The organism is Microbacterium sp. Au-Mic1, from assembly GCF_021341785.1.
Taxonomy (GTDB): Bacteria; Actinomycetota; Actinomycetes; order Actinomycetales; family Microbacteriaceae; genus Microbacterium.
Window position 1 is genome coordinate 19,006 of sequence record NZ_JAJTTF010000009.1, and the last position, 19,933, is coordinate 38,938.

Genomic DNA, 19,933 nt, shown 5'->3' on the forward strand with positions numbered 1-19,933 from the left:
ACTACGGCAGCACGAGCGCCGCGGCGCCGATGAGCGGCCCCTCGTCGCCGAGCCCGGAGCGCACGACACGCGTGCGGCGGGAGTAGTCGTGCTGCGCGCTCGCGGTGAGCGCCGCCTGGACGAGGTCGATGTAGTCGTCGGCGACGCGGGAGAAGCCACCGCCGATCGCGACGACCTCCAGATCCACGAGCGTCGAGGCGTCGGCGAGCGCCATGCCCACCGTGCGGGCGGAGCGTTCGATGGCGGCACGTGCGATGGCATCGCCCGCCTTCGCATCGCGGGCCAGGTCCTCGCCCTGCTGCCCCGTCCATCCCTGCGTGCGGGCCCAGGCCACGCTCGCGGGGCCGGAGGCGACCTGCTCGACCGTGAGCTCGGGTGTCGCGTGCACCTGGCCGAGATGGCCGGCGTTCCCGGACGAGCCGGGCAGGTAGCGGCCGTCCACGACGAACCCTCCGCCGACGCCGGTCGACACCACGATCGAGAGCGATGCGACCGCTCCGCGCGCGGCGCCGTAGCGGGACTCGGCGAGCGCGAGGCAGCCGCCGTCATGGGCGAGCACGGTCTCGACCGGAGCGCCGTGCACCGCCTCGGCAGCGGTCCGCACGGCGTCGCGCAGCCCGAAGCCGTGCGCGGCGGGCATGTTCACGGGAACGATCGTGCCCTGCACGCGATCCACGGGGCCGGCACTGCCGATGCCGGCGCCGACCAGCTCGTCCTCGGATCCGCGACTGGCGAGAGCGTGCGCGACGACCGCGTCGATCGCGGCACGCAGCGAGTCGGACGTCGCATCGGGTCCGGTCGGGCGGCGGCTGCGCGTGCCGTCGACGACGGTCCCGTCGGCGCGCACCAGGGCAGCCTCGAGCTTGGTCCCGCCCACGTCGACGGCGAGCGCGACCCGGGGGTCTGCGGATCCGGATCCGGTCATGCGATGCTCCTGATGTCGGGGACGGATGCACGATCCAGGGACGGATGCAGGATGGAATCGGGGATCCGATCATGCAGACGTCGCAACGTCGTGCAGACGTCGCGGAGAGCCGCGGCCGAGGTCGCGGCGTCGGTCACTGCGGGTCGAGCCCGAGGTCGTCGAGGTCGATCGCGGCGAGCCACTGCAGACCGGCGGCCTCGATCGCGGCCTGCGCGCCGGTCTTGCGGTCGACGATCGAGATCACGGCGACCGGCTCGGCGCCCGCGGCACGCAGCACCTCGACGGCCTTGAGCGGGGAACCGCCCGTGGTCGACGTGTCCTCGACCACCACGACGCGCTTGCCCGTGACATCCGCGCCCTCGATCTGGCGGCCGCGGCCGTGGTCCTTGGGCTCCTTGCGCACCACGAAGGCGTCGACCGGGGATCCGGCACGCACCGACTCGTGCATCACCGCATTGGCGATCGGGTCGGCGCCCAGAGTGAGGCCCCCGACGGCGGCGATGCCGTCGAGACCCTGCATGAGGTCGAGGACGATGCGGCCGATCGCGGGCGCTGCGCGGTGGTCGAGCGTGAGGCGACGCATGTCGACGTAGTAGGTGGCCTGCTTGCCGCTGGCCAGAGTGAAGTCTCCGTGGAACACCGCCTCATCCTTGATCAGAGCGATGAGAGCCTGGCGGTCGGCTTCGAGTTCGGGGGTGCTGAGCGTCACGACTCAAGTCTACGATCGTGCCCCTCACTGTGCCGAGCCACCCCTCTGCACCCGAGCCACCGCCTTGCGCCCGGTGTGGAAGGGGGTGGCTCGCGCGGAAGGGGGTGGCTCGCGCGGAACGGGGTGGCTCGCGATCTTGGCCCCGACTCCGGGCGGTGAAAGGATGAGGGCACCCGCGTCGCCGGCGACCGATGCCGCGGCGCCCGTGGATGGAGGTCCGCATGCTCGACGTCGACACCTACGCCGCTCTCGCCCGGCTCAAGCCGGTGCCTCCGCTGGAGTTGAGCAGCCCCGACTTCGACGCGGACGGGCCGTTGCCGGTCTGGGCCTGGTCCGAGTCCCGCGGCGGGGACGACCGCTCCCCCGGCCTGGTGTGGGGCGAGCCGCCGGCCGGCACGAAGAGCTTCGCCCTCTCGATCTACGACCCCGATGCCCCGACCGGATCCGGCTTCTGGCACTGGGCGGTCGCGAACATCCCGGTCGACGTGCGTTCTCTCCCCGCGGGCGCCGGCGACGGCGAGCCCGGATCCCTTCCCGCGCAGGCGATCACCCTGCCGAACGAGGCGCGCCTGCAGCGCTACATCGGCGCCGCACCGCCCGCCGGCACGGGCGCGCACCGCTACGTCATCACGGTCGACGCGCTGGACATCGAGGAGATCGATCTGGACGGCGACGAGACGCCCGCCTACCTCGGGTTCAATCGGCACTTCCACGTGCTGGCGCGGGGGATCCTGGTCGGGACGGCGGACCCCTCGGAGCACTGAACACCCCAGATGGGATACCAATTTTCACCTGGGTATTTCGAGATGTGGAACTTAAGCTTCACATTGTGGTAATCTCGCCGCGAAGGTAATCTCGACATCGAGATAAATCACGCCGAGGAGACGCCGATGTCCACACACCGACAGACCGTCACGATCACGTACGAGACGGCCGCGCGCGCCGTGGCGCTCGCCCTGGAGATCGGCGCCGAGCGCGGCCTGCCCACCGTGGCCGCCGTCGCGGATCCGTCGATGACCCTCATCGCGTACGGCATGGCCGACGGCTCCACCCCGCACAGCGCCGACACCTCGCAGCGCAAGGCGAAGAGCAGCGCCTCGATCCGCCGCCGCACCGGACAGATCGCCGAGGCCCTCTCTGCGACGCTGCCCCTCGGCACGGGCGGCACCATGACCACGATCGACGGGGGCGTGCCGATCTTCTTCGGCGAGCTCCACGTCGGCGGACTCGGCATCGCCGGTGGTCCGCCCGCGCTCGACGCGGAGATCGCACTGGAAACCCTCAAGCGCCTCGGCGCCCGCACAGAAGGAATGGAACTATGACCTCGTACCTCTCCCGCGCAGACCTGTCGGTCGCCGCGCCGATCGTCGAGTTCGCTGAAGCGTCGCTTGCCGATTCCGGTCGCGACGCCACGGCGTTCTGGGCGGGCGTGAGCGAGATCGTCCACGACCTGGTGCCGCGCAACGCCGCGCTGCTCGCCCGGCGCGACGAGCTGCAGCGGCAGATCGACGAGTACCACCGGCAGAACCCGGGTCAGCCGGATCCGGCCGCCTACCGTGCCTTCCTCACCGAGATCGGCTACCTCGTCCCGGTCCCCGAGCAGGTCACCGTCACCACGGAGAACGTCGACCCCGAGATCGCCACGATGGCGGGCGCGCAGCTCGTCGTCCCGCTGCTGAACGCCCGCTTCGCCCTGAACGCCGCCAACGCCCGCTGGGGCTCGCTGTACGACGCGCTGTACGGCACCGACGCGATCGAGCGCACTGGCGAGCTCGCCCCGGGCAAGGAGTTCAACCCCGCCCGCGCGGCGGCGGTGGTCTCCTTCGGTCGCGAGCTGCTCGACGAGATCGCCCCGCTGGCCGAGGGCTCGCACAGGGACGCCACCGCCTACCGCGTCGACGCCGACGGACTCGTCGTGGTGACTGCGACCGGCGATCGCCGCCTCACGGATCCGGACCGCTTCGTCGGATACACCGGCGAGGCCGACGCCCCCGACACGGTGCTGCTGGTGCAGAACGGCCTGCACGCCGAGATCCTCGTCGACCGCTCCGGCCCCATCGGCCGCACCGACGCCGCCGGCGTGCAGGACATCATCCTGGAGTCGGCGCTCACCGCGATCCTCGACCTGGAGGACTCGGTCGCCGCCGTCGACGGTGACGACAAGGCGCTCGGCTACCGCAACTGGCGCGGCTTCATGGACGGCACGCTCACCGAGACCGTGACCAAGGGCGGCAAGACGTTCACCCGCTCCCTCGCGGCGGACCGCGTGTACCGCACCGCCGACGGCGGCGAGGTGACTCTGCCCGGCCGCGCCGTGCTGTTCGTCCGCAACGTGGGTCACCTGATGCGCACGCCCGCCGTGCTCGACCGCAACGGCGACGAGGTCTTCGAGGGCATCGTCGACGCGATCATGACCGCACTCGGATCCCTTCCCGAGCTCGAGGGTGCGAACAAGGGCACCAACTCGCGCACCGGATCCATGTACATCGTGAAGCCGAAGATGCACGGCCCCGAGGAGGTCGCCTTCGCGGCGGAGCTGTTCGGCCGCGTCGAGACGCTGCTGGGACTGCCCGCCCGCACCATGAAGGTCGGCATCATGGACGAGGAGCGGCGCACGTCGGCGAACCTCGCCGCGTCGATCGCCGCCGCGAGCGACCGCGTCGTGTTCATCAACACCGGATTCCTGGACCGCACCGGCGACGAGATCCACACGTCCCTGCACGCCGGCCCTTTCCTGCCGAAGGCCGGGATCAAGGCGCAGCCGTTCATGCAGGCCTACGAGGACCGCAACGTCGCGATCGGCGTCGCGAGCGGCCTGACCGGGCACGCCCAGATCGGCAAGGGCATGTGGGCCGAGCCCGATCTCATGCACGACATGCTGCAGAAGAAGATCGCGCACCCGCTCTCCGGCGCCTCGACCGCCTGGGTGCCGTCGCCTACGGCCGCAACGCTGCACGCCCTGCACTACCACCAGGTCGACGCGTTCGCCGCGCGCGCGGCACTGCCCCAGGTGTCCGCCGAGGCGCTGGACCGCCTGCTCGTGCCGCCGCTCGCCGCCGAGGGCGATCTCACCCCCGAGATCGTCGCGACCGAGGTCGACAACAACGTGCAATCGATCCTCGGATACGTGGTGCGCTGGATCGACCAGGGCATCGGCGTCTCCAAGGTGCCGGACATCCACGACGTCGGCCTCATGGAGGACCGCGCCACGCTGCGCATCTCGAGCCAGCTGCTCGCGAACTGGCTGCAGCACGGCGTGATCAGCGAGGAACAGGTCGACGACAGCCTGCGCCGCCTCGCCGTGGTCGTGGACGCGCAGAACGCCGGCGATGAGAATTACGAGCCGCTCGCGTTCGCCGAGGGCTCCGAGCCCGGCATCGCGTACACCGCGGCCCGTCGTCTGATCACCGAGGGCGCCGCGCAGCCCAGCGGCTACACCGAGCCGCTGCTGCACGGCCTGCGCCGCGAGAAGAAGGCCGAGCAGGCCGCCCGGGTCGCCCAGGTCTGATCCGCTTCTTCGTTTCGAAGAGCGCAAATGGCTGCATCCACGGTCTGGATGCAGCCATTTGCGCGCTTTGAACGGCGGCAGCCGGCCGGTCAGGAACGAGCGTGCGTGTAGACGGCACGCCAGACGCGGTCGAAACCCTCCTCGTCCAGCGCACCGGACCGGTAGGCGAGGCTCGCACCCAGCATCGCGTCGGCGAGCGCATCCAGCCGGCGCCGGGCGTCGTGGTCCGGTCCGTAGGCGAGCAGGGCTGAGCCGCAGGCGGAGACCCGCGCCGCGCCCCGCCTGACAGCGCGAGTGCGGCGGGCGAGCAGCAGGCCGACGACGACCGCGACCGCCGCGATCGCCAGGATGGCGGCCATCGGCGAGACGCCGGCCGCCGCGAACCCGATCCAGGCGAGCAGCGCCCCGCCGGCAGCGACCGCGCCGTAGGTCCGGGAGGCCTCGGCCCAGCGCCGATCGCGCTCCGGGGCGTCCGGCGAGTAGATGACGAGCTCGCTCGACACGACGCCGTATCGGCTGACCGCGCGCGACAGGTAGCCCCAGGATGGCCGGGCGCGCCGTGCCGTGCCGGCCGTGTGCCCGTGCCGCGAGGGCGTGAACCGCTGTTCGATGACCATGACTCCACCCTGCGACGCCGGTCGCAGCCGGGAGCCGTTTCCTACGGAATGCAAACGGGAGCGGGCCGGATCTCTGCGCTTCCCGCACGGTGGGGCTTCAGAACGTTTCGAGGAGCAAAATCTGCTCTCAGACCCGTCGGAACGCAGCAAACAATGCTCCTCGAACCTGCGTCGCCGCGAAACGGCGATGTCGCCGCCCGCCCGTAGGCTGGTTCCATGCGCCTGGCCACCTGGAACGTCAACTCCATCCGCACCCGCGTCGCCCGCACCGTCGAGTTCGCCGTGCGCGAGGACATCGACGTGCTCGCGATGCAGGAGATCAAGTGCAAGCCGGAGCAGTTCCCGTATGCGCCGTTCGAGGAGGCCGGCTACCACGTCGAGGTGCACGGCCTGAATCAGTGGAACGGCGTCGCGATCGCGAGCCGCGAGCCGATGAGCGATGTGCGCACCGCGTTCGATGGCATGCCCGGGTTCGCCAAGGGCCACGAGGGCCCCGATGCGCCTCAGGAGGCGCGGGCGATCGGCGCGATCGTCAACGGCGTGCGCGTGTGGAGCCTGTACGTGCCCAACGGCCGCTCGCTCGACGACCCGCACCTCGCCTACAAGCTGCACTGGCTCGATGCCCTGCGCACCGCGACCGCGGCCGAGCTCGCCGCGACGCCCGGCCTGCCGCTCGCCCTCGTCGGCGACTTCAACATCATCCCGTTCGACCACGACAACGGGGATCCGGACATCGTCGTCGGCAGGTCCACTCACGTCTCCCCTGAGGAACGCGCGGCGTTCTTCGCTCTGGAGTCGGCGGGCGTGCACGACGTCGTGCGCCCGCTGCTGCCCGAGGGGTACACCTACTGGGACTACCAGCGCCTGAAGTTCCCTCGCAACGAGGGCATCCGGATCGACTTCGTGCTCGGATCCGAGGCCTTCGGCGACGCCGTGAAGGGCGCCTCGATCCACCGCAACGAGCGCAAGGGCGAGCAGCCCAGCGATCACGTGCCGGTGGTCGTCGACCTCGAGCTCGGCGCCGCCGAGGAGGACGACGACATGCCCATGATCTTCGCCTGATGAGCACCGTCGCGGATCCGGCTGATGCGGCTCCCGCGTCGCCCCGCGAGGACGCCCTCCCCTCGGGGCCGTTGAGCGCCCTTCGACAGGCTCAGGGACCGGCGGAAGGCGCCCTCCGCTCTGGGCCGTTGAGCGAGAACGCCGAAGGCGACCGAGACGAAACGCGTCCGACAACCGGATCCGGGATCCGCCTGATCGCGACGGACCTCGACGGCACCCTGCTGGATCCCGCGGGCCAGGTCAGCGCACGCACCCGAGCAGCGCTCGATGCCGCGCGCGCCGCGGGGATCGTGGTGGTGCCCGTGACGGCGCGACAGCCGATCGGTCTGCGCGCGGTCGCCGAGGAGGCCGGGTTCGACGGATGGGCGCTGTGCGGCAACGGTGCCTACGGCATCCACCTCGGCACCCACGAGCAGTTGTTCGCGTCGGAGATCGCGGTGCCGGTGCAGCAACGCATCGCTCGCGAGCTGGGCGCCGAGATCGACGGGCTGCTGTTCGCGAGCGTGCGCGAGGCCGGAGAGGTGTTCGTCGCCCAGGAGGGGTACGCCGCCGTGGCGACGCTCAGCGACCACAAGCGGGATCCCCGCACGATGGGCGCCGTACCTCTCGCCGACGTGCTGGCGGCTCCGAGTCTGAAGCTCGTGATCCGGCACGCCACGATCTCCCCGGGCGAGATCTTCGCTGCACTTCGCAACCTTGATCACACCGGCTTCGAGGCCACCCTGTCGGGCGCGCCCTTCGTCGAGGTCATGGCGGAGGGCGTCACCAAGGCCACTGGGCTCGCGCTGCTGTGCGCCGCGCTCGGCATCGATCGCTCCGAGGTGCTCGCCTTCGGCGACGCGCTCAACGACGTCGAGATGCTGCGCTGGGCCGGGCACGGCATCGCGATGGCGAACGCCGAGCCCGAAGCACTCGCCGCCGCCGACGAGGTCACGGCCTCGAACGCCGAGGACGGCGTGGCGGTCGTGCTGGAGCGGGTGCTCGCGGGTTGAACGACGACGAGTCGACGGTCCGCCTGGATTCAGCTCAACTTCTCGGATGATGATCGACCGGCGGCAAACCAGACCGCCGCATCAAGGGCGCTGTCCCGTCGCGATCCGATCACCGAGGAGCCCCTCGACCTGGAGGGTCCCTGCGCACCCGGAGCCGGCATGGCGTTCAGCTCCGGTTCTTTGGGGCGAAGTGCTCCTCGAGAGTACGGATGTCCTCTTCCGTGAACGCCGCTCGCGGCAGGATGATCGTCGTGGGCGAGGAAGCGTGCTTCAACATCACGCTATCCGCAGTCACACGCACCTTGTCGTAGACGCTGAGCATTGTTCGAGCGCTGCCGAGCGCCGCGGAATGCCACACATAGCCGTTGTCCGTTCCCGCATCCACTCGTGAGCCAATCGGGTACGAGGTCGACACGGCCTTCCTCGGCACGTTCCGAAGCTGGATGACGATCCGGATCGGGATCAATACGCCCATCAAGAGCGACAAGAGAACCAGCCAAAACGTTCCCGCCCCGATGAGATCGCGATAGAGCCCGATCAGAGCGAGCAGCGATACGAATCCCACCGCGCCGAACAAGACCATGGCCGGTTTCGCATCCTCGGTCAGCTTGTGCCGCAGATCCGCGACGAGGTGCTCTTGGATGTCTGCGTCGATGACGACTCCGGCATGCGCCCCGGAGTATTCCGCATCGTCGAGCTCGCCCTTGTGGTCCATGTCCCCTCTGTCTCCCGCTCTGGTGGCCCAGCCCGCTCCGCACCCACTAGCGCAGCTTCAGCGAGTCGAAGAACGCGTCATCCCGCTGCTCTCCACTCTGCAACACGGACAGTGCATGACTGCGGTCATCGGCGATCACCGCCATTACCCACATGTCCGACGAGCTTGCTCTCAGATGAGCCGCCAACGCGGTGCCCCCCGAAATCTTCACGGGATGAGACTCGACCACGGCGGCCCCCGACGCCGCCACGCTGCCCTGCAACATCCCCTGCAGCGTCCCCAATTCGTTGACGTCTGGCAGATCGATCACTTGATACAGCTTCTGCTTGTTGCTCCACTGCTCCATCGTCGCCATCGCTGACGTTCCTGGAACGGTCCGTGACGACACCGTCGGCTCCCCCGGGAACAGCACACGATAGCCGCTACCCACATACTCGTGGCCCTGCGCCGCAGACACCGACTGGTCCGCCTGGGTCAACAGCATCTGCGATCCGACCACCGACCCGACACCGACGATCGCGCACAATGCAAGGGTAAGGATGATCTTCTTCTCTTTCCCTTTCCATCCACCCCGGAACAGCACGTCCGTGAACGTCACGCCCTTCTCGGGCTCGAAATCCGTCATCGTCGATTCGTTTCCTATTCATCACATGGAGATTGGTGGACACTCAGGCGAGGAAACGCCAAGAAACTCTCACCATGGGCACCAAATGACTTGTATTCATAATTGCCCGAAAGGGCCACTTGCCTCGTATCGGAGACCACGGGCCTCGACCGGCCCTTTGCCATTTCTTATGCCCCGCGCCCGCACGGCGATCAACGCGTGATCCAGGATCTAACGAAGCTCTCCTGCGTCCCCGACAACGCCAGAGTATGCATAGAGCCTTTCCATGGAATCGAGCGCAAGCACCTCCGCCTCAATCTCACAATCAGTTCGGTGCCTTTCATGCTCGACCGCGATCGTGCACGAACAATTCGACAGAAATAGGCACCTTACCCGTTCCGCAAGATGACCCCCAAACTATTTTCGATAATCCTCGAACTCCCAGTATCCAATACGACCGAACCTCTCACACAGTGCGCTCCAGTCGTCATCTTCGATCGCCTCAAAATGACTCTTTAGGAATTGGGATGCGACCGCGAGGTCGAGCGGATCAACAATCAAACGATGACGACCAACTTGCGGACCTTCCTTCTCGACAACACGCCGCAGCCAAAGCGGCGTGCAAACCAGAACATCGAATGACTCTTCCCCAGAACCCCCCTCCGGCCCAACAACAAGTCGAAGCCAGATTCCGTCGCATTCAGGGTTTTGAGAAACGTATGACGCTACATCTACGTCCGCACTGCCGATTGAGTGAACGATTGCTTTCATTGCAAATCCGTAATATCCAGGTGCCCATTGCTCTGCCACCGTCCGCTGGGAACGGGCCGAGACTCGAAGTTGGACTGCCACGTGTCCAGCTTGGGCTTGTAGCTCGGAGGACGCCATTGCCGCAGGCCGTCAGAACTGACGACAGTTTTCCCGTCGCTGGCCACCCTATATCCATCTCCAACCCAAGCCAGTCCTGCGTTCTCAGCTTGAGCAGCCGTGCCCGAACCAAGACCGAAATTTCCTTCCCCATTTGCCGCGTTGCGAAGAATCCCCCTGACAGCACTCGCATCCGCTGCTGCGGCCTGCTCTACTGACTGGACTGCGGGCGCGGGTTTGGTTCCGGTTTGAGCAGTCTTGCCCGCGTTCGCGAGGAGCGAGGCCGGAGCCTTGCCCACCATGCCGATCGCGCCACCAAGCATGCTGAGGCCCGCTCCCTCGTAGAACGCGCCGTTTGCTCCTTCTGCGGTCTTCGGTCCAGTAGTGGCGAGGTACGCGAGGGTACTCGCCGTGCCCCCTGCCGCACCGGACGCCGCGATGGCGGCGGCTACGCCGAACCCAGCACAGACTCCAACAGTCGCGACTACACAGCCGACAATCAATGTGCCTGCGATCAGCCCAATTCCTACTGCTGCGATCGTAATTGCCACACGCTCGAAGGTCACGTTTGTATCGACGGTACAACGGCCGCCGATTCGACCCGCGACAAGGCACCCGGTGTCGCTGGTGGTGTTCCACCATGTGGCTTCCTGCTTCGGCTTCGGCGAACCACCACCACCGTCGTCACCACCGTTGCCGGCGGCTGGCGGCGTCCCTCCCCCACTACCAGACGGCGACGAGGCGACACCCGTGTACCTCGGCGGGCCACTCACCGTTGGGTCGCCGTAGTCCCCCGCCCCCAGGGGGCGCAGTCCGTCGGCGTCGGAGTACGACACGGGACTGTTGAACGAGTACACGTACCCGTTCGCGTGCCGCGGCTCACCCGTGTCCAGGATCGGATCCACGGTCAGGAACCGGCCCAAGCCCGCGTCATACGCACGAGCCCCCAACTGAGTGATCCCCGTGGATGACGCCGGCTTGTTCAGATAGCCGAGCAGAGACGACCACGCCCCGCCCGCGCCGCGGGCTTGACCGAACGGGTCCATCCACCGGCGGGTCACCGTCCCGGCACCGGCAGCGCTGATCTGCATCCCGACCGTGCCGACCATGTCCGGTGACGACCACCACAAACCACCACCAGCGCCGGAGACGCGTTCCGCGAACCCGATCCCGGCGACCATGTAGGACCGCACTCCGGTCGTCACACCGGCCTTGTTGCGCAGGATCGTGTCTCCCAGGAACAGGGACGCTCCGTCCAGGCCCCCGAACCGGAGCAGGAGTTGCCCGTCCGCGGTGTAGATGCTCTTCTCGGCCGTGGTGCCGGTGCCGATCTGCTTGAGGCGACCCGACTCGTCATACGCGACCGTCGTCCCGGCGTACGTGGTCGTCGAACCCGACGCGTCATATCCGTATGATGCCGTGCTCACCTGCGACCCCGTCACCGTCTGCACCTGAGTCACCCCATGCGGGCGCGGCTGCCCCGCCGCCGGATACGACAACGTCGAAGACTGCACCGACGCCGTTGTACCCGGCTTGAACGACCCCGCCGTGCGATTCCCCGTCACCGGGTCCACCGTGAACGACTCCGAATACGGTGCCGGGCCCCCGAGCGTGGAGGTGATCCCACCCGCACAATCACCGTTCGCGGGCGTCCACACCCCCGTCAGCTCCTACACAGTTCTACGGAGCATCGGATTCACGTGCTAGCACGGATCTCGCGATCGCATCTCCGGTCTCTGTGTTCTCCAGCCAAACTATGGCCCCAGGTGTGGGTATCTCGTCTCGCCATTCGCTCAACCATTCCCGCGTGATCCGCTCTAGGGCTTCTCCACGCGAGAGCGTCCAAGGGTGGTGCCCTTGCTCGTCCACATCACCAGGGATCATCAACCCCTCCACAATCAACTCCGCGATCAGCCCGATCGTGAGTATTCGGCGGGACTCGGCATTAACGATCCCGGCAAGCCGCGCGCTGCTGTAGACCCAACCAGCATCAGCCCAATCGTCGAGACCACCGACCAGGACGTCCTCGCGCGGCGTGCGGTCTTCAATGTCACTCATTTACGTGAATCCTTAGCCGCCCCCTGACGGGCGCTCGCCGACCGTTTCTCAAACTCAGACCGCGGGCGCCCCGTGGCCGAAGCCGACGAGGCGCCTGCGGAGAATCGAACCGGTCAGGCCTGCTGACGACGACGGATCCGCACCAGCACCGCTCCCGAGACCAGCAGAAGAGCGGCGAGTCCCAACTCTCCGAACGGGAGCTCCGATCCCGTCGCGGCGAGCTGCGCACCGCCGGAAGCGCCGGCGCCCGAAGGGTTCGCCGCGCCACCGGTCGCGCCGCCGGTCGCGCCACCGGTCGAGCCGGTTCCGGCGCCTCCGGGAACCGTCAGCGGCGCTCTGCCGGTGAGCGTCGACTTCGCTCCCGTCAGCACGATCCGGTGCTCGCCTGCGGCGACGTCCGGCGGAAGCGTCACGGTGGTGTCGACGGTGCCGTCGGCGCCCGCCGTTACGGATGCGAGCAGCACGGGCACGGAGTGGAGCTCGATCTTCACCGGATCGCGGGGCGCGAAACCCGACGCCGTCACGTGGACGGTCTCTCCGGGATGCGCGGTCGCTGAGGACAGTGCGACTTTCGCCGTGAGCGAGGACAGATCGAAGTCGATGCCGGTCGTGTCGGCGTCCCCGGAGACCACGACCGGAGTCGCTTCGGCTTCGGTGGCAGCATGGGAGTAATACTGCGGCGCCACCGCCCAGGCGAAGCCCTCCGTGCCCTCGACGTGCACCGTGTAAGTGCCCGGGGCGATCGTCAGAGTGTAAGTGCCGTCAGGATGGACGTAGCTCATCCCGGCGAACCGGCCGTTCGACTCGGCGATCACCGCGATGCTCGAGGAACGCCCGCGCAGATCCGTCGATCCGTCGAGGAGCACGGTGCCACGGATCACCCGGGTCGCGTCGAGACGGGCGTCGATGCCGGTGAGCTGCGAGCCCTCCGCCAGCGTGACCGGCGTCGCGTCCTGTGCGCTGGCGGCACCACTCCACCACTGGGTGGCGAACGTCTGATGGTTGTCGCGGAACTCGACGGTGTACTGGCCTGGCGCGGCGGAGATCCGATAGGCGCCGGTGTCATCGGTGGTCGCCCAGTAGTATCCGCCGGTACCGCTCGCGCTCACCGAGATGCCCACCACCGGCGTTCCATCGGACGCGCGCGTCACGGTGCCGCTGATCTGCGCGGGGAGGGACTGCAGCGCGGCGTCGATACCGCTGACCGTCTGACCGGCGACAACGGTGACAGCCGTCGCCGCGGCCGCGGTCGCGGCACCGGCCCAGTACTGCGGGACCAGGATCGGATCGTTGGACGAGAACTTGACCTTGTAGTCCCCCGGGCGGATCCCGTCGATCCGATATGTGCCATCGATGGAGAGAGCTCCCTGGGCGACCGAATTGCCGTTCGCGTCCAAGACGGCGACCCAGCCGTTGGCGACGGCGGAGCCGTCGGAGGCCTTCGTGACCACACCCTGGACGGACCCGCCCGCCGTGAGCACGGCGTCGATGCCGGTGACCGCGCCACCGGCCGCCACAGGCACCCGTGTCGCGGAGAAGTAGTCGGCCGCATCGTTCCAGTACTCGCCGACCAGTCCGTCCCATGTCCCCTGGAACTGGACCACGTAGGAATCGGCTGCCAGGCCCGGAATCGTGTAAGCGCCCGAAGAGTCGGTGAACCCGCTGCTGAAACTCCCATTCGCGCCGTTCGCCCAGACAGGACTACTCACGACGGGCGTGCCGTCTTCCCGAGTGACGACCCCGCTGATGGAGCCGCCGGCGCTGAGCCCCGCGTCGATCCCGGCGACGACGGCGCCTTCCTGCACGTCCACCGTCGACGCGCCGAAGTAGCTCGACGAGTTGTTCCAGTACTCGCTGATGTACGGCGTGCCATAGGTCAGGAAATGCACATGATGCGCACCCGCGAGCAATCCATCGATTCGATAGGTACCGTCCGGGCCGGTCGTCGCCCCGGCGAGGGAGGAGGCGTCATTGTTTTGTGCCTCGACGTACACGCCTGCGATCGGAGATCCGTCGACGTCGCTCGTGACGACCCCCGCGATCGACCCACCGGCGACCGTCGGCGGATCCACGGCACTCGCTGCCCCCACGCCGGTGAACATCAGCGCCGCGGCGAGCAGCGCCGTCAGCGCACTCTTCCAGCCACGACGTCCGGACACACTTCCGGTCATCCCGGTCCCCCCTCGGGTCAGCGGCCGCAGCCCTTCGTCGGGCTCGACCGGAGCCTGAAGAACCAGGCGTCGATGCAATCTATCGTCACAGGGTTCTCTCAGGAAAGAGGCAATTCCCTCGCTCGATCCGCACATGGGAACACCCGCACTCCCCAGAGTGCGGGTGTTCGGGTCAACGTCCCCACGCGTTACGGATGACTGTAGTTTCGCGACGGATCGCCAGCTAGACCGATCCGCGATATTCCGGTCACGAATCCGACACGTCGACGTTCGGGGCTCACATCGTGCCGGTGGTGGGCTCTCCGGGCAGCGGCGCGTAGCGCAGCAGCAACGTGCCGCCGTCGCCCGACTCGGCGTGCACGAGGCGAAGATTGTGCGGGGTGGCGCCGTCGGGAAACACCTTCTTGCCCTGGCCGAGCACGATGGGGTACACCCACAGCTGCAGCTCGTCGTAGAGCTGCTCGGCGAGCAGGGTCTGCACGAAATCGACGCTGCCGATCACGTGCACGTCCTGGTGCTTCTCGCGGAGCGCAGCGATCTCGGCCGGGAGGTCGGCGCCGATCCTGCTGCTGCCCTCCCAGTCGAGCTCGATGCCGGCGTTGCGCGACGCCACGTACTTCGGCACCCGGTTGAAGAGCTCCCCGATGAAGCCCTCGGGACCCGTGGTGTGCTCGGGCCAGTAGCCGGCGAAGATGTCGTACGTGCGACGTCCCAGCACCAGGGCGTCGAGGGTCTCCATGCCCTGGGTCACGCTGCGCATGACGGCCTCGCTGGGCAGCGTCGCCTGCCAGCCCCCGAAGCGGAAGCCGTCGCTGGTGTCCTCCTCGGGGCCGCCCGGCGCCTGGGCGACCCCGTCGACGGTGGTGAACAGGTCGATGATGATGCGTCCGGTCATGATGTCTGCTCCTCGTGGATCCCGGATCCGGTTCGGTCGTTCATGATTCGAGTTCGCCCACCCGACCGCGAGACCGAAGGCGCGTCCCGAAACAGCAGTTCTGTTCTGCGGTCTCGGAACGTAGGTTCGGTTTCGCGGTCAGTGTTCGGTTTCGCGGGTACGGCGCACGATCCGTGGCGCACGCACCCACGGCGACGCTACGCCGCGAGCGGGTCGATGTGGAAGGTCTGCGCGAAAGCGTCCAGGATCCGCTTCTCGCCGCGCACGACGGCGACCAGATCCTGTGCGATCGCCTCGGCGGGTGTGACCTCGCCGCCGATGAGGCGCCGGATGCCGGGGCCGGCGACGAGGACGGCCTCGGGCTCGCCGGGCGGAAGCGCACCGCCGACGGGCGGCGCGGGCGGAGCGAGCTGCGCGACCGAGAGCACCCCGTCGCGGACCACCACCCGCAGCGCGACGTCTCCGAGGTGCAGCTCGACATCGAGGTCCTGCGCGTCGTCCGCACGGAACGCGGTGCGCAGCGCCATGGTGAGGGAGTCGGGCGTCACGATGTCGCCCTCACCGGGGTCGCCCATCGCCTGGAAGCCCCAGCGTCCGAGCGCGAGCACGATCGGCTCCAAGGCCCGGCCGTAGGGCGTCAGCTCGTAGACGAGACCGCTGCCGTGCAGGGGCGCTCGACGCACGACGCCGCTCTCCTGCAGCTCCTTGAGCCGCGAGGACAGGATGTTCGTGGGAATACGCGGCAGCCCCTGCTTGAGGTCGGTGTAGCGGCGCGGGCCGACCAGCAGATCGCGCACGATGAGCAGCGCCCACCGCTCCCCGATCAGCTCGACGGCGGTGGTCACGCCGCAGTACTGGCCGTAGCTGCGCGCGGCCATGTCAGCGCCGTCCCCGCATCACGCGGTCGCGTCGCTCGCGGCGGCCGCCGGAGTCTCGGCCCCCTGCTCTCCTGCGGGAACCATGTAGAGGAAGCCGAGCGAGTTGCCGTCGGGGTCGTCCAGGTCGCGCGAGTACATGAAGCCGTAGTCCTGCGCGGGCTGCGGCTCGGTACCGCCCGCGGCGAGCCCCTTCGCGATCGCGGCGTCGACCTCCTCCCGGGAGTCGAGCGCGAAGGACGCGGACGTCTGCAACGAGATCTTCGGATCCACGATCGGCTTCTCGGTGAAGGTCGCGAAGAACTCGCGCGTGATCATCATGAAGTACACGTTGTCGTCCCAGACGACGCAGACGCCGTTCTCGTCGGACATCTCCGGGTTGATCGCGCAGCCGAGCGCCGTGTAGAAGGCCTTGGTGCGCTCGAGGTCGGTGACCGGAAGACTGATGAAGACGTTCGTCACGATGACTCCTCTGTCGGTGGATCGCTGAGCGGATCCGATGAGGCAAGCTTGCTTTTTGCAAGCTTACTTGTCAAGAGCAAGCTTCACTCGGATCCGGCAGTCGTGAGGGAAGGCGACGATCAGCTCTCGACCGGAGGGCGCCGCAGGCCCAGAGCCGCGAGGATCCCCGCGCAGACCGTCAGTCCCCCGATCACCACCAGCCCCACGCCGGGGACCGTCGCGGTCGCCACGGCTCCGGCGACGAGCGGCCCGCCCGCGTCGCCGAGCTCGCGGCCGAGCTCGGCGGATCCCATCGTGCGCCCCATCCGCTCCGGCGGCGTGGTCGCGGCCAGGTGCGAGAAGGCCACGGGCGTCGCCAGTCCCACGCCCGCGCCGATGAGCACCGCCGCGACGATGAGGGTCGGCAGCATCGGCCACAGTCCCGCGACCACGATCCCGGCCGCCAGCAGCGCCAGCCCGCCGACCGCGCCGAGCCGCACCGGCAGCCGTCCGCGATCGTGCAGGGATCCGGCGAACGGCTGCACGATGCTGCTGACGACGGCCAGCACGGTGACGAGCGCCATGCTGCCGACCGTGCCGATGCCCGTCTCCCGGCCGAGGAGCGGGAGGAAGCCGACGGCGACCGCGAGCCCACCGGTCGTCGCGGCGAGCACGAGCGTCGGCACGAGGAACCCTGGCGCCGCGAGCTCCCGCGCGAGATCCGCGACGGTCACGCGCTTGCGGGGCAGCACCGGCACCACCGGCACCCCGAACCGCACCCACGCCGCGGCGATGAGCGCGACCGCGGCGAGCGCCCAGAACAGGGCGGGCAGGCCGGCCCAGACGATCAGCCCGGCACCGAGCAGCGGGCCCAGCGCATAGCCGAGGCTCTTCCAGGATCCGTAGCGTCCGAAGTAGCGGCCGCGGGAGGCATCATCTGCCAGCCGTGCCACCGCGGCGGACGACGCCGGGGAGAAGGCCGAAGCCGCCGCGCCCTGCCCGAACCGCGCCACGATGAGTCCGACCGTGCCGGGCACGAGCGCGCCGACCACGGAGAACACGGCGAAGGCGAGGAGTCCCGCGACGATGACGGGGCGCACGCCGATCCGGTCGCTGAGCGCTCCGAACACGGGCTTGAGCAGCACCTCGGCGAGGTCGTACAGCGCGAGGGTGAACCCGAACGCGAGCAGGGTCCAGCCGATGTCCTCCGTCTCCGCCCCCAGGGCGGCGGCGATCCCGTGGGCGCCGAACGCGGTCGTGAATCCGGCAAGGTACAGCGGGGCGAGACGCGGGCGCGGCGAGGTCACGCTCCAGTGTCGCACCCGGGCGGATCCGCCGTGCGGGGGATGCTCTGCGGCCGGTGCCCGCCCTACGGTGGAGGGATGCCGCCGTTCACCCGCACCCCTACCTCGCGCGAGCTCCGCGCAGATCTGGTGCTCGCCGCCGTGATCTTCGTCGGCGGCCTGCTCAGTGCGGCGCTCTCCTCGATCTCCGGCGTGTACGGCTCCCAGCAGAACCAGCTGTGGACCGCGATCCCCTACCTGGTGGTCGTCACCGTGGCGGTCGCGGTGCGGCGGCGCCGCCCGGCGATGGCCGCGATCGTCGTCGCCATCGCCTATTCGATCGCCGTCACCCTGCACATCCCCGAGGTGTACGCGGGCAACATCGCGATGTTCGTGACCCTGTACACGGTCGGTGCCTGGACGAACTCGCGTCGCGCGGCGTTCCTGGTGCGAACCGGCATCATCACGGGGATGGGGATCTGGCTGATCATCGCGATGTACCGAGAGGCGATCGACCAGGCAGGCAAGGCGCACGTCTCCACCGCGCTGCTGAGCCCCTATGTCGCGATGATCATGCTGCAGGTGCTGATCAACGTGCTGTACTTCGGCGGCGCTTATTACTTCGGCGAGCGCAGTTGGAGCGCCGCCCGGGAACGCGCCGCCCTCGAGCAGCGCACCGCGGAGCTCGAGCGCGAGCGCGCGCTCAGCGCCGCCCAAGCGGTCGCGCTGGACCGGGTGCGCATCGCCCGGGAGCTGCACGACGTGGTGGCCCACCACGTCTCGGTCATGGGCGTGCAGGCGGGCGCCGCGCGCATGATGATCCCGCAGGATCCGCGGGCGGCCACCGCGATCGTCGCCGGCATCGAGACCGCCGCCCGTGGCGCCATCCGCGACTTCCATCAGCTGCTCGACACGCTGCGCGCCCCCGGCGACACCGAGGACGAGTCCTCGACCGTCGGAGTCGAGGACATCGCCGACCTCGCGGCCGCGTCGACGGCGGCGGGCCTGCCCACGCGGCTGCAGGTGATCGGGGACGCGGTGCCGGTGCCGCGCGTGACCGCGGTCAACCTGTACCGGATCGCCCAGGAGTCGCTCACGAACGCCCGTCGCCATGCCGGCCCCGACGCCGAGGCGGATGTGCGGATCCGCTATGAGCCGGGATCGGTCGAGCTCGAGGTCGTGAACACGGGCCGGGTCGTCACGGGGCTGCGTCCCGGGCTCGGCCAGCTCGGCATGCGGGAGCGCGCGACGGCCTCGGGCGGATCGATCGAGCTCGTGGCCCGGCCGTCCGGCGGATTCCGCGTGCGCGCGACGCTGCCCGTGGTGGCGACCCCGCCCGAAGGTTCGCTCCTCGCTGAGGGCGGTGCGGGTGACCGCGAGAACGAACCCGCGTCTCGAGACCGACGATCTGATCGAGGGTCTCGAGACGCACCTTCGGTTTCGCGACCGCCTGGCCCGCCAGCCGTGGCGGCAAGCGATCCGAGGGGGTCGGAGTGAGCGCTCGGATCCGCGTGCTGATCGTCGACGACCACGCCATGCTGCGTGCGGGGTTCCGCACGATCCTCGACCTGCAGCCCGACATCGAGGTCGTCGGAGAGGCCGGCACCGGATCCGAGGCAGTCGACCTGGCCGGCTCCCTGCAGCCCGACGTGATCACGATGGACGTGCAGATGCCCGACATGGACGGGCTCGAGGCGACCCGGCGGATCACGGCGGACGGGCGGATCCGCTCGTCGATCGCGATCGTGACGACCTTCGACCGCGACGACTACCTGTTCGACGCGCTCGACGCGGGAGCCAGTGGTTTCCTGCTCAAGAACGCCGGACCGGAGGAGCTCGTCGCCGCCGTGCGGGCCCTGGCCGCCGGGGACGGCATGCTCGCGCCGGAGGTGACCCGCCGGGTGCTGCAGCGGTTCGCCGCGCAGCCGGCCGCGGTCACCCAGGGGCTCGCGACCGTCGTGACCGGATCCCCCGTCCTCCCCAGCGCCGAACTGCCCGAGCCGCTCACCGAACGCGAGACCGAGGTGCTGCGTCTCGTCGCCGAGGCCTGGAGCAACGCCGAGATCGCCGCGGAGCTGTTCATCGGCGAGGCGACCGTGAAGACGCACGTGTCGCGGATCCTGCAGAAGCTCGGCGCCCGCGACCGCGTACAGGCCGTGGTGCTGGCGCACCGGCTGGGCCTGGCGTAGCGGAGCCGGCCCGGGGCGCCCC

20 protein-coding genes are annotated in these 19,933 nt (G+C 68.9%); 7 read left to right on the plus strand and 13 right to left on the minus strand.

Annotation, left to right across the window (positions count from 1 at the left end; all coding sequences use genetic code 11):
• Nucleotide 1: 1 nt before the first annotated feature.
• Together LXM50_RS13065 and pyrE are read right to left on the minus strand one after the other, a co-directional pair.
• Nucleotides 2-925 (minus strand): ROK family protein, encoded by a 924-nt coding sequence (locus LXM50_RS13065; RefSeq protein ID WP_233311769.1) that lies wholly within the window; start codon nucleotides 923-925, stop codon nucleotides 2-4.
• Between the two features lie 133 nt (nucleotides 926-1,058).
• Nucleotides 1,059-1,634 (minus strand): orotate phosphoribosyltransferase, encoded by a 576-nt coding sequence (pyrE, locus tag LXM50_RS13070; protein ID WP_233311770.1) that lies wholly within the window; start codon nucleotides 1,632-1,634, stop codon nucleotides 1,059-1,061.
• Between the two features lie 221 nt (nucleotides 1,635-1,855).
• Between pyrE and LXM50_RS13075 the strand changes: the two genes are divergently transcribed.
• From LXM50_RS13075 to LXM50_RS13085, 3 genes are all read left to right on the plus strand, one after another.
• Nucleotides 1,856-2,398, plus strand: coding sequence for a YbhB/YbcL family Raf kinase inhibitor-like protein (locus LXM50_RS13075; protein WP_233311771.1), 543 nt, complete (start codon nucleotides 1,856-1,858; stop codon nucleotides 2,396-2,398).
• A 126-nt stretch (nucleotides 2,399-2,524) separates the two neighbouring features.
• Nucleotides 2,525-2,956 carry a heme-binding protein gene (locus LXM50_RS13080; protein ID WP_233311772.1) on the plus strand — a complete coding sequence of 144 codons (432 nt, stop codon included), beginning with the start codon at nucleotides 2,525-2,527 and terminating at the stop codon, nucleotides 2,954-2,956.
• Nucleotides 2,953-5,142, plus strand: a complete 2,190-nt coding sequence (locus tag LXM50_RS13085; RefSeq protein ID WP_233311773.1) for a malate synthase G — start codon at nucleotides 2,953-2,955, stop codon at nucleotides 5,140-5,142. The genes LXM50_RS13080 and LXM50_RS13085 overlap by 4 nt, the downstream gene beginning before the upstream one ends.
• Nucleotides 5,143-5,231: 89 nt before the next feature.
• Here LXM50_RS13085 and LXM50_RS13090 read toward each other — a convergent pair whose 3' ends face one another.
• Complete coding sequence (locus tag LXM50_RS13090) at nucleotides 5,232-5,759, minus strand: DUF6611 family protein (RefSeq protein WP_233311774.1); 528 nt, start codon at nucleotides 5,757-5,759, stop codon at nucleotides 5,232-5,234.
• A 216-nt stretch (nucleotides 5,760-5,975) separates the two neighbouring features.
• Here LXM50_RS13090 and LXM50_RS13095 point away from each other — a divergent pair, with 216 nt between their 5' ends.
• Both LXM50_RS13095 and LXM50_RS13100 read left to right on the plus strand, forming a co-directional pair.
• Nucleotides 5,976-6,821, plus strand: coding sequence for an exodeoxyribonuclease III (locus tag LXM50_RS13095; RefSeq protein ID WP_233311775.1), 846 nt, complete (start codon nucleotides 5,976-5,978; stop codon nucleotides 6,819-6,821).
• Complete coding sequence (locus tag LXM50_RS13100; RefSeq protein ID WP_233311776.1) at nucleotides 6,821-7,813, plus strand: Cof-type HAD-IIB family hydrolase; 993 nt, start codon at nucleotides 6,821-6,823, stop codon at nucleotides 7,811-7,813. The genes LXM50_RS13095 and LXM50_RS13100 overlap by 1 nt, the downstream gene beginning before the upstream one ends.
• Before the next feature lie 166 nt (nucleotides 7,814-7,979).
• Here the strand turns inward: LXM50_RS13100 and LXM50_RS13105 are convergent, their stop codons facing one another.
• The 10 genes from LXM50_RS13105 to LXM50_RS13150 all read right to left on the minus strand — a co-directional run bounded on the left by LXM50_RS13105 (nucleotide 7,980) and on the right by LXM50_RS13150 (nucleotide 17,746).
• Nucleotides 7,980-8,528 (minus strand): YcxB family protein, encoded by a 549-nt coding sequence (locus LXM50_RS13105; protein ID WP_233311777.1) that lies wholly within the window; start codon nucleotides 8,526-8,528, stop codon nucleotides 7,980-7,982.
• Between the two features lie 46 nt (nucleotides 8,529-8,574).
• Nucleotides 8,575-9,153 carry a hypothetical protein gene (locus tag LXM50_RS13110; RefSeq protein WP_233311778.1) on the minus strand — a complete coding sequence of 193 codons (579 nt, stop codon included), beginning with the start codon at nucleotides 9,151-9,153 and terminating at the stop codon, nucleotides 8,575-8,577.
• 396 nt (nucleotides 9,154-9,549) lie between these two features.
• Complete coding sequence (locus tag LXM50_RS13115) at nucleotides 9,550-9,903, minus strand: Imm8 family immunity protein (RefSeq protein WP_233311779.1); 354 nt, start codon at nucleotides 9,901-9,903, stop codon at nucleotides 9,550-9,552.
• Nucleotides 9,900-11,426, minus strand: a complete 1,527-nt coding sequence (locus LXM50_RS13120; RefSeq protein WP_233311780.1) for an RHS repeat-associated core domain-containing protein — start codon at nucleotides 11,424-11,426, stop codon at nucleotides 9,900-9,902. The genes LXM50_RS13115 and LXM50_RS13120 overlap by 4 nt, the downstream gene beginning before the upstream one ends.
• Before the next feature lie 253 nt (nucleotides 11,427-11,679).
• A complete protein-coding gene (locus tag LXM50_RS13125; protein WP_233311781.1) occupies nucleotides 11,680-12,057 on the minus strand; it encodes a hypothetical protein in 378 nt (125 codons plus the stop codon).
• A 113-nt stretch (nucleotides 12,058-12,170) separates the two neighbouring features.
• Entirely contained in the window at nucleotides 12,171-14,228 is a 2,058-nt protein-coding gene (locus LXM50_RS13130; RefSeq protein WP_233311782.1) for a collagen binding domain-containing protein, read from the minus strand.
• A gap of 277 nt (nucleotides 14,229-14,505) precedes the next feature.
• Nucleotides 14,506-15,123, minus strand: a complete 618-nt coding sequence (locus LXM50_RS13135) for a dihydrofolate reductase family protein (RefSeq protein WP_233311783.1) — start codon at nucleotides 15,121-15,123, stop codon at nucleotides 14,506-14,508.
• Between the two features lie 197 nt (nucleotides 15,124-15,320).
• Complete coding sequence (locus tag LXM50_RS13140; protein WP_233311784.1) at nucleotides 15,321-16,001, minus strand: helix-turn-helix domain-containing protein; 681 nt, start codon at nucleotides 15,999-16,001, stop codon at nucleotides 15,321-15,323.
• Nucleotides 16,002-16,019: 18 nt separating this feature from the next.
• On the minus strand, nucleotides 16,020-16,460 hold the full coding sequence (locus LXM50_RS13145; protein WP_233311785.1) for a VOC family protein: 441 nt from the start codon (nucleotides 16,458-16,460) through the stop codon (nucleotides 16,020-16,022).
• Nucleotides 16,461-16,579: 119 nt separating this feature from the next.
• On the minus strand, nucleotides 16,580-17,746 hold the full coding sequence (locus tag LXM50_RS13150) for an MFS transporter (RefSeq protein ID WP_233311786.1): 1,167 nt from the start codon (nucleotides 17,744-17,746) through the stop codon (nucleotides 16,580-16,582).
• A gap of 75 nt (nucleotides 17,747-17,821) precedes the next feature.
• Here LXM50_RS13150 and LXM50_RS13155 point away from each other — a divergent pair, with 75 nt between their 5' ends.
• Nucleotides 17,822-19,219, plus strand: a complete 1,398-nt coding sequence (locus LXM50_RS13155) for a sensor histidine kinase (protein WP_233311787.1) — start codon at nucleotides 17,822-17,824, stop codon at nucleotides 19,217-19,219.
• A complete protein-coding gene (locus LXM50_RS13160) occupies nucleotides 19,216-19,911 on the plus strand; it encodes a response regulator transcription factor (protein ID WP_233311788.1) in 696 nt (231 codons plus the stop codon). Before LXM50_RS13155 ends, LXM50_RS13160 begins: the two co-directional genes overlap by 4 nt.
• Nucleotides 19,912-19,933: the final 22 nt, after the last annotated feature.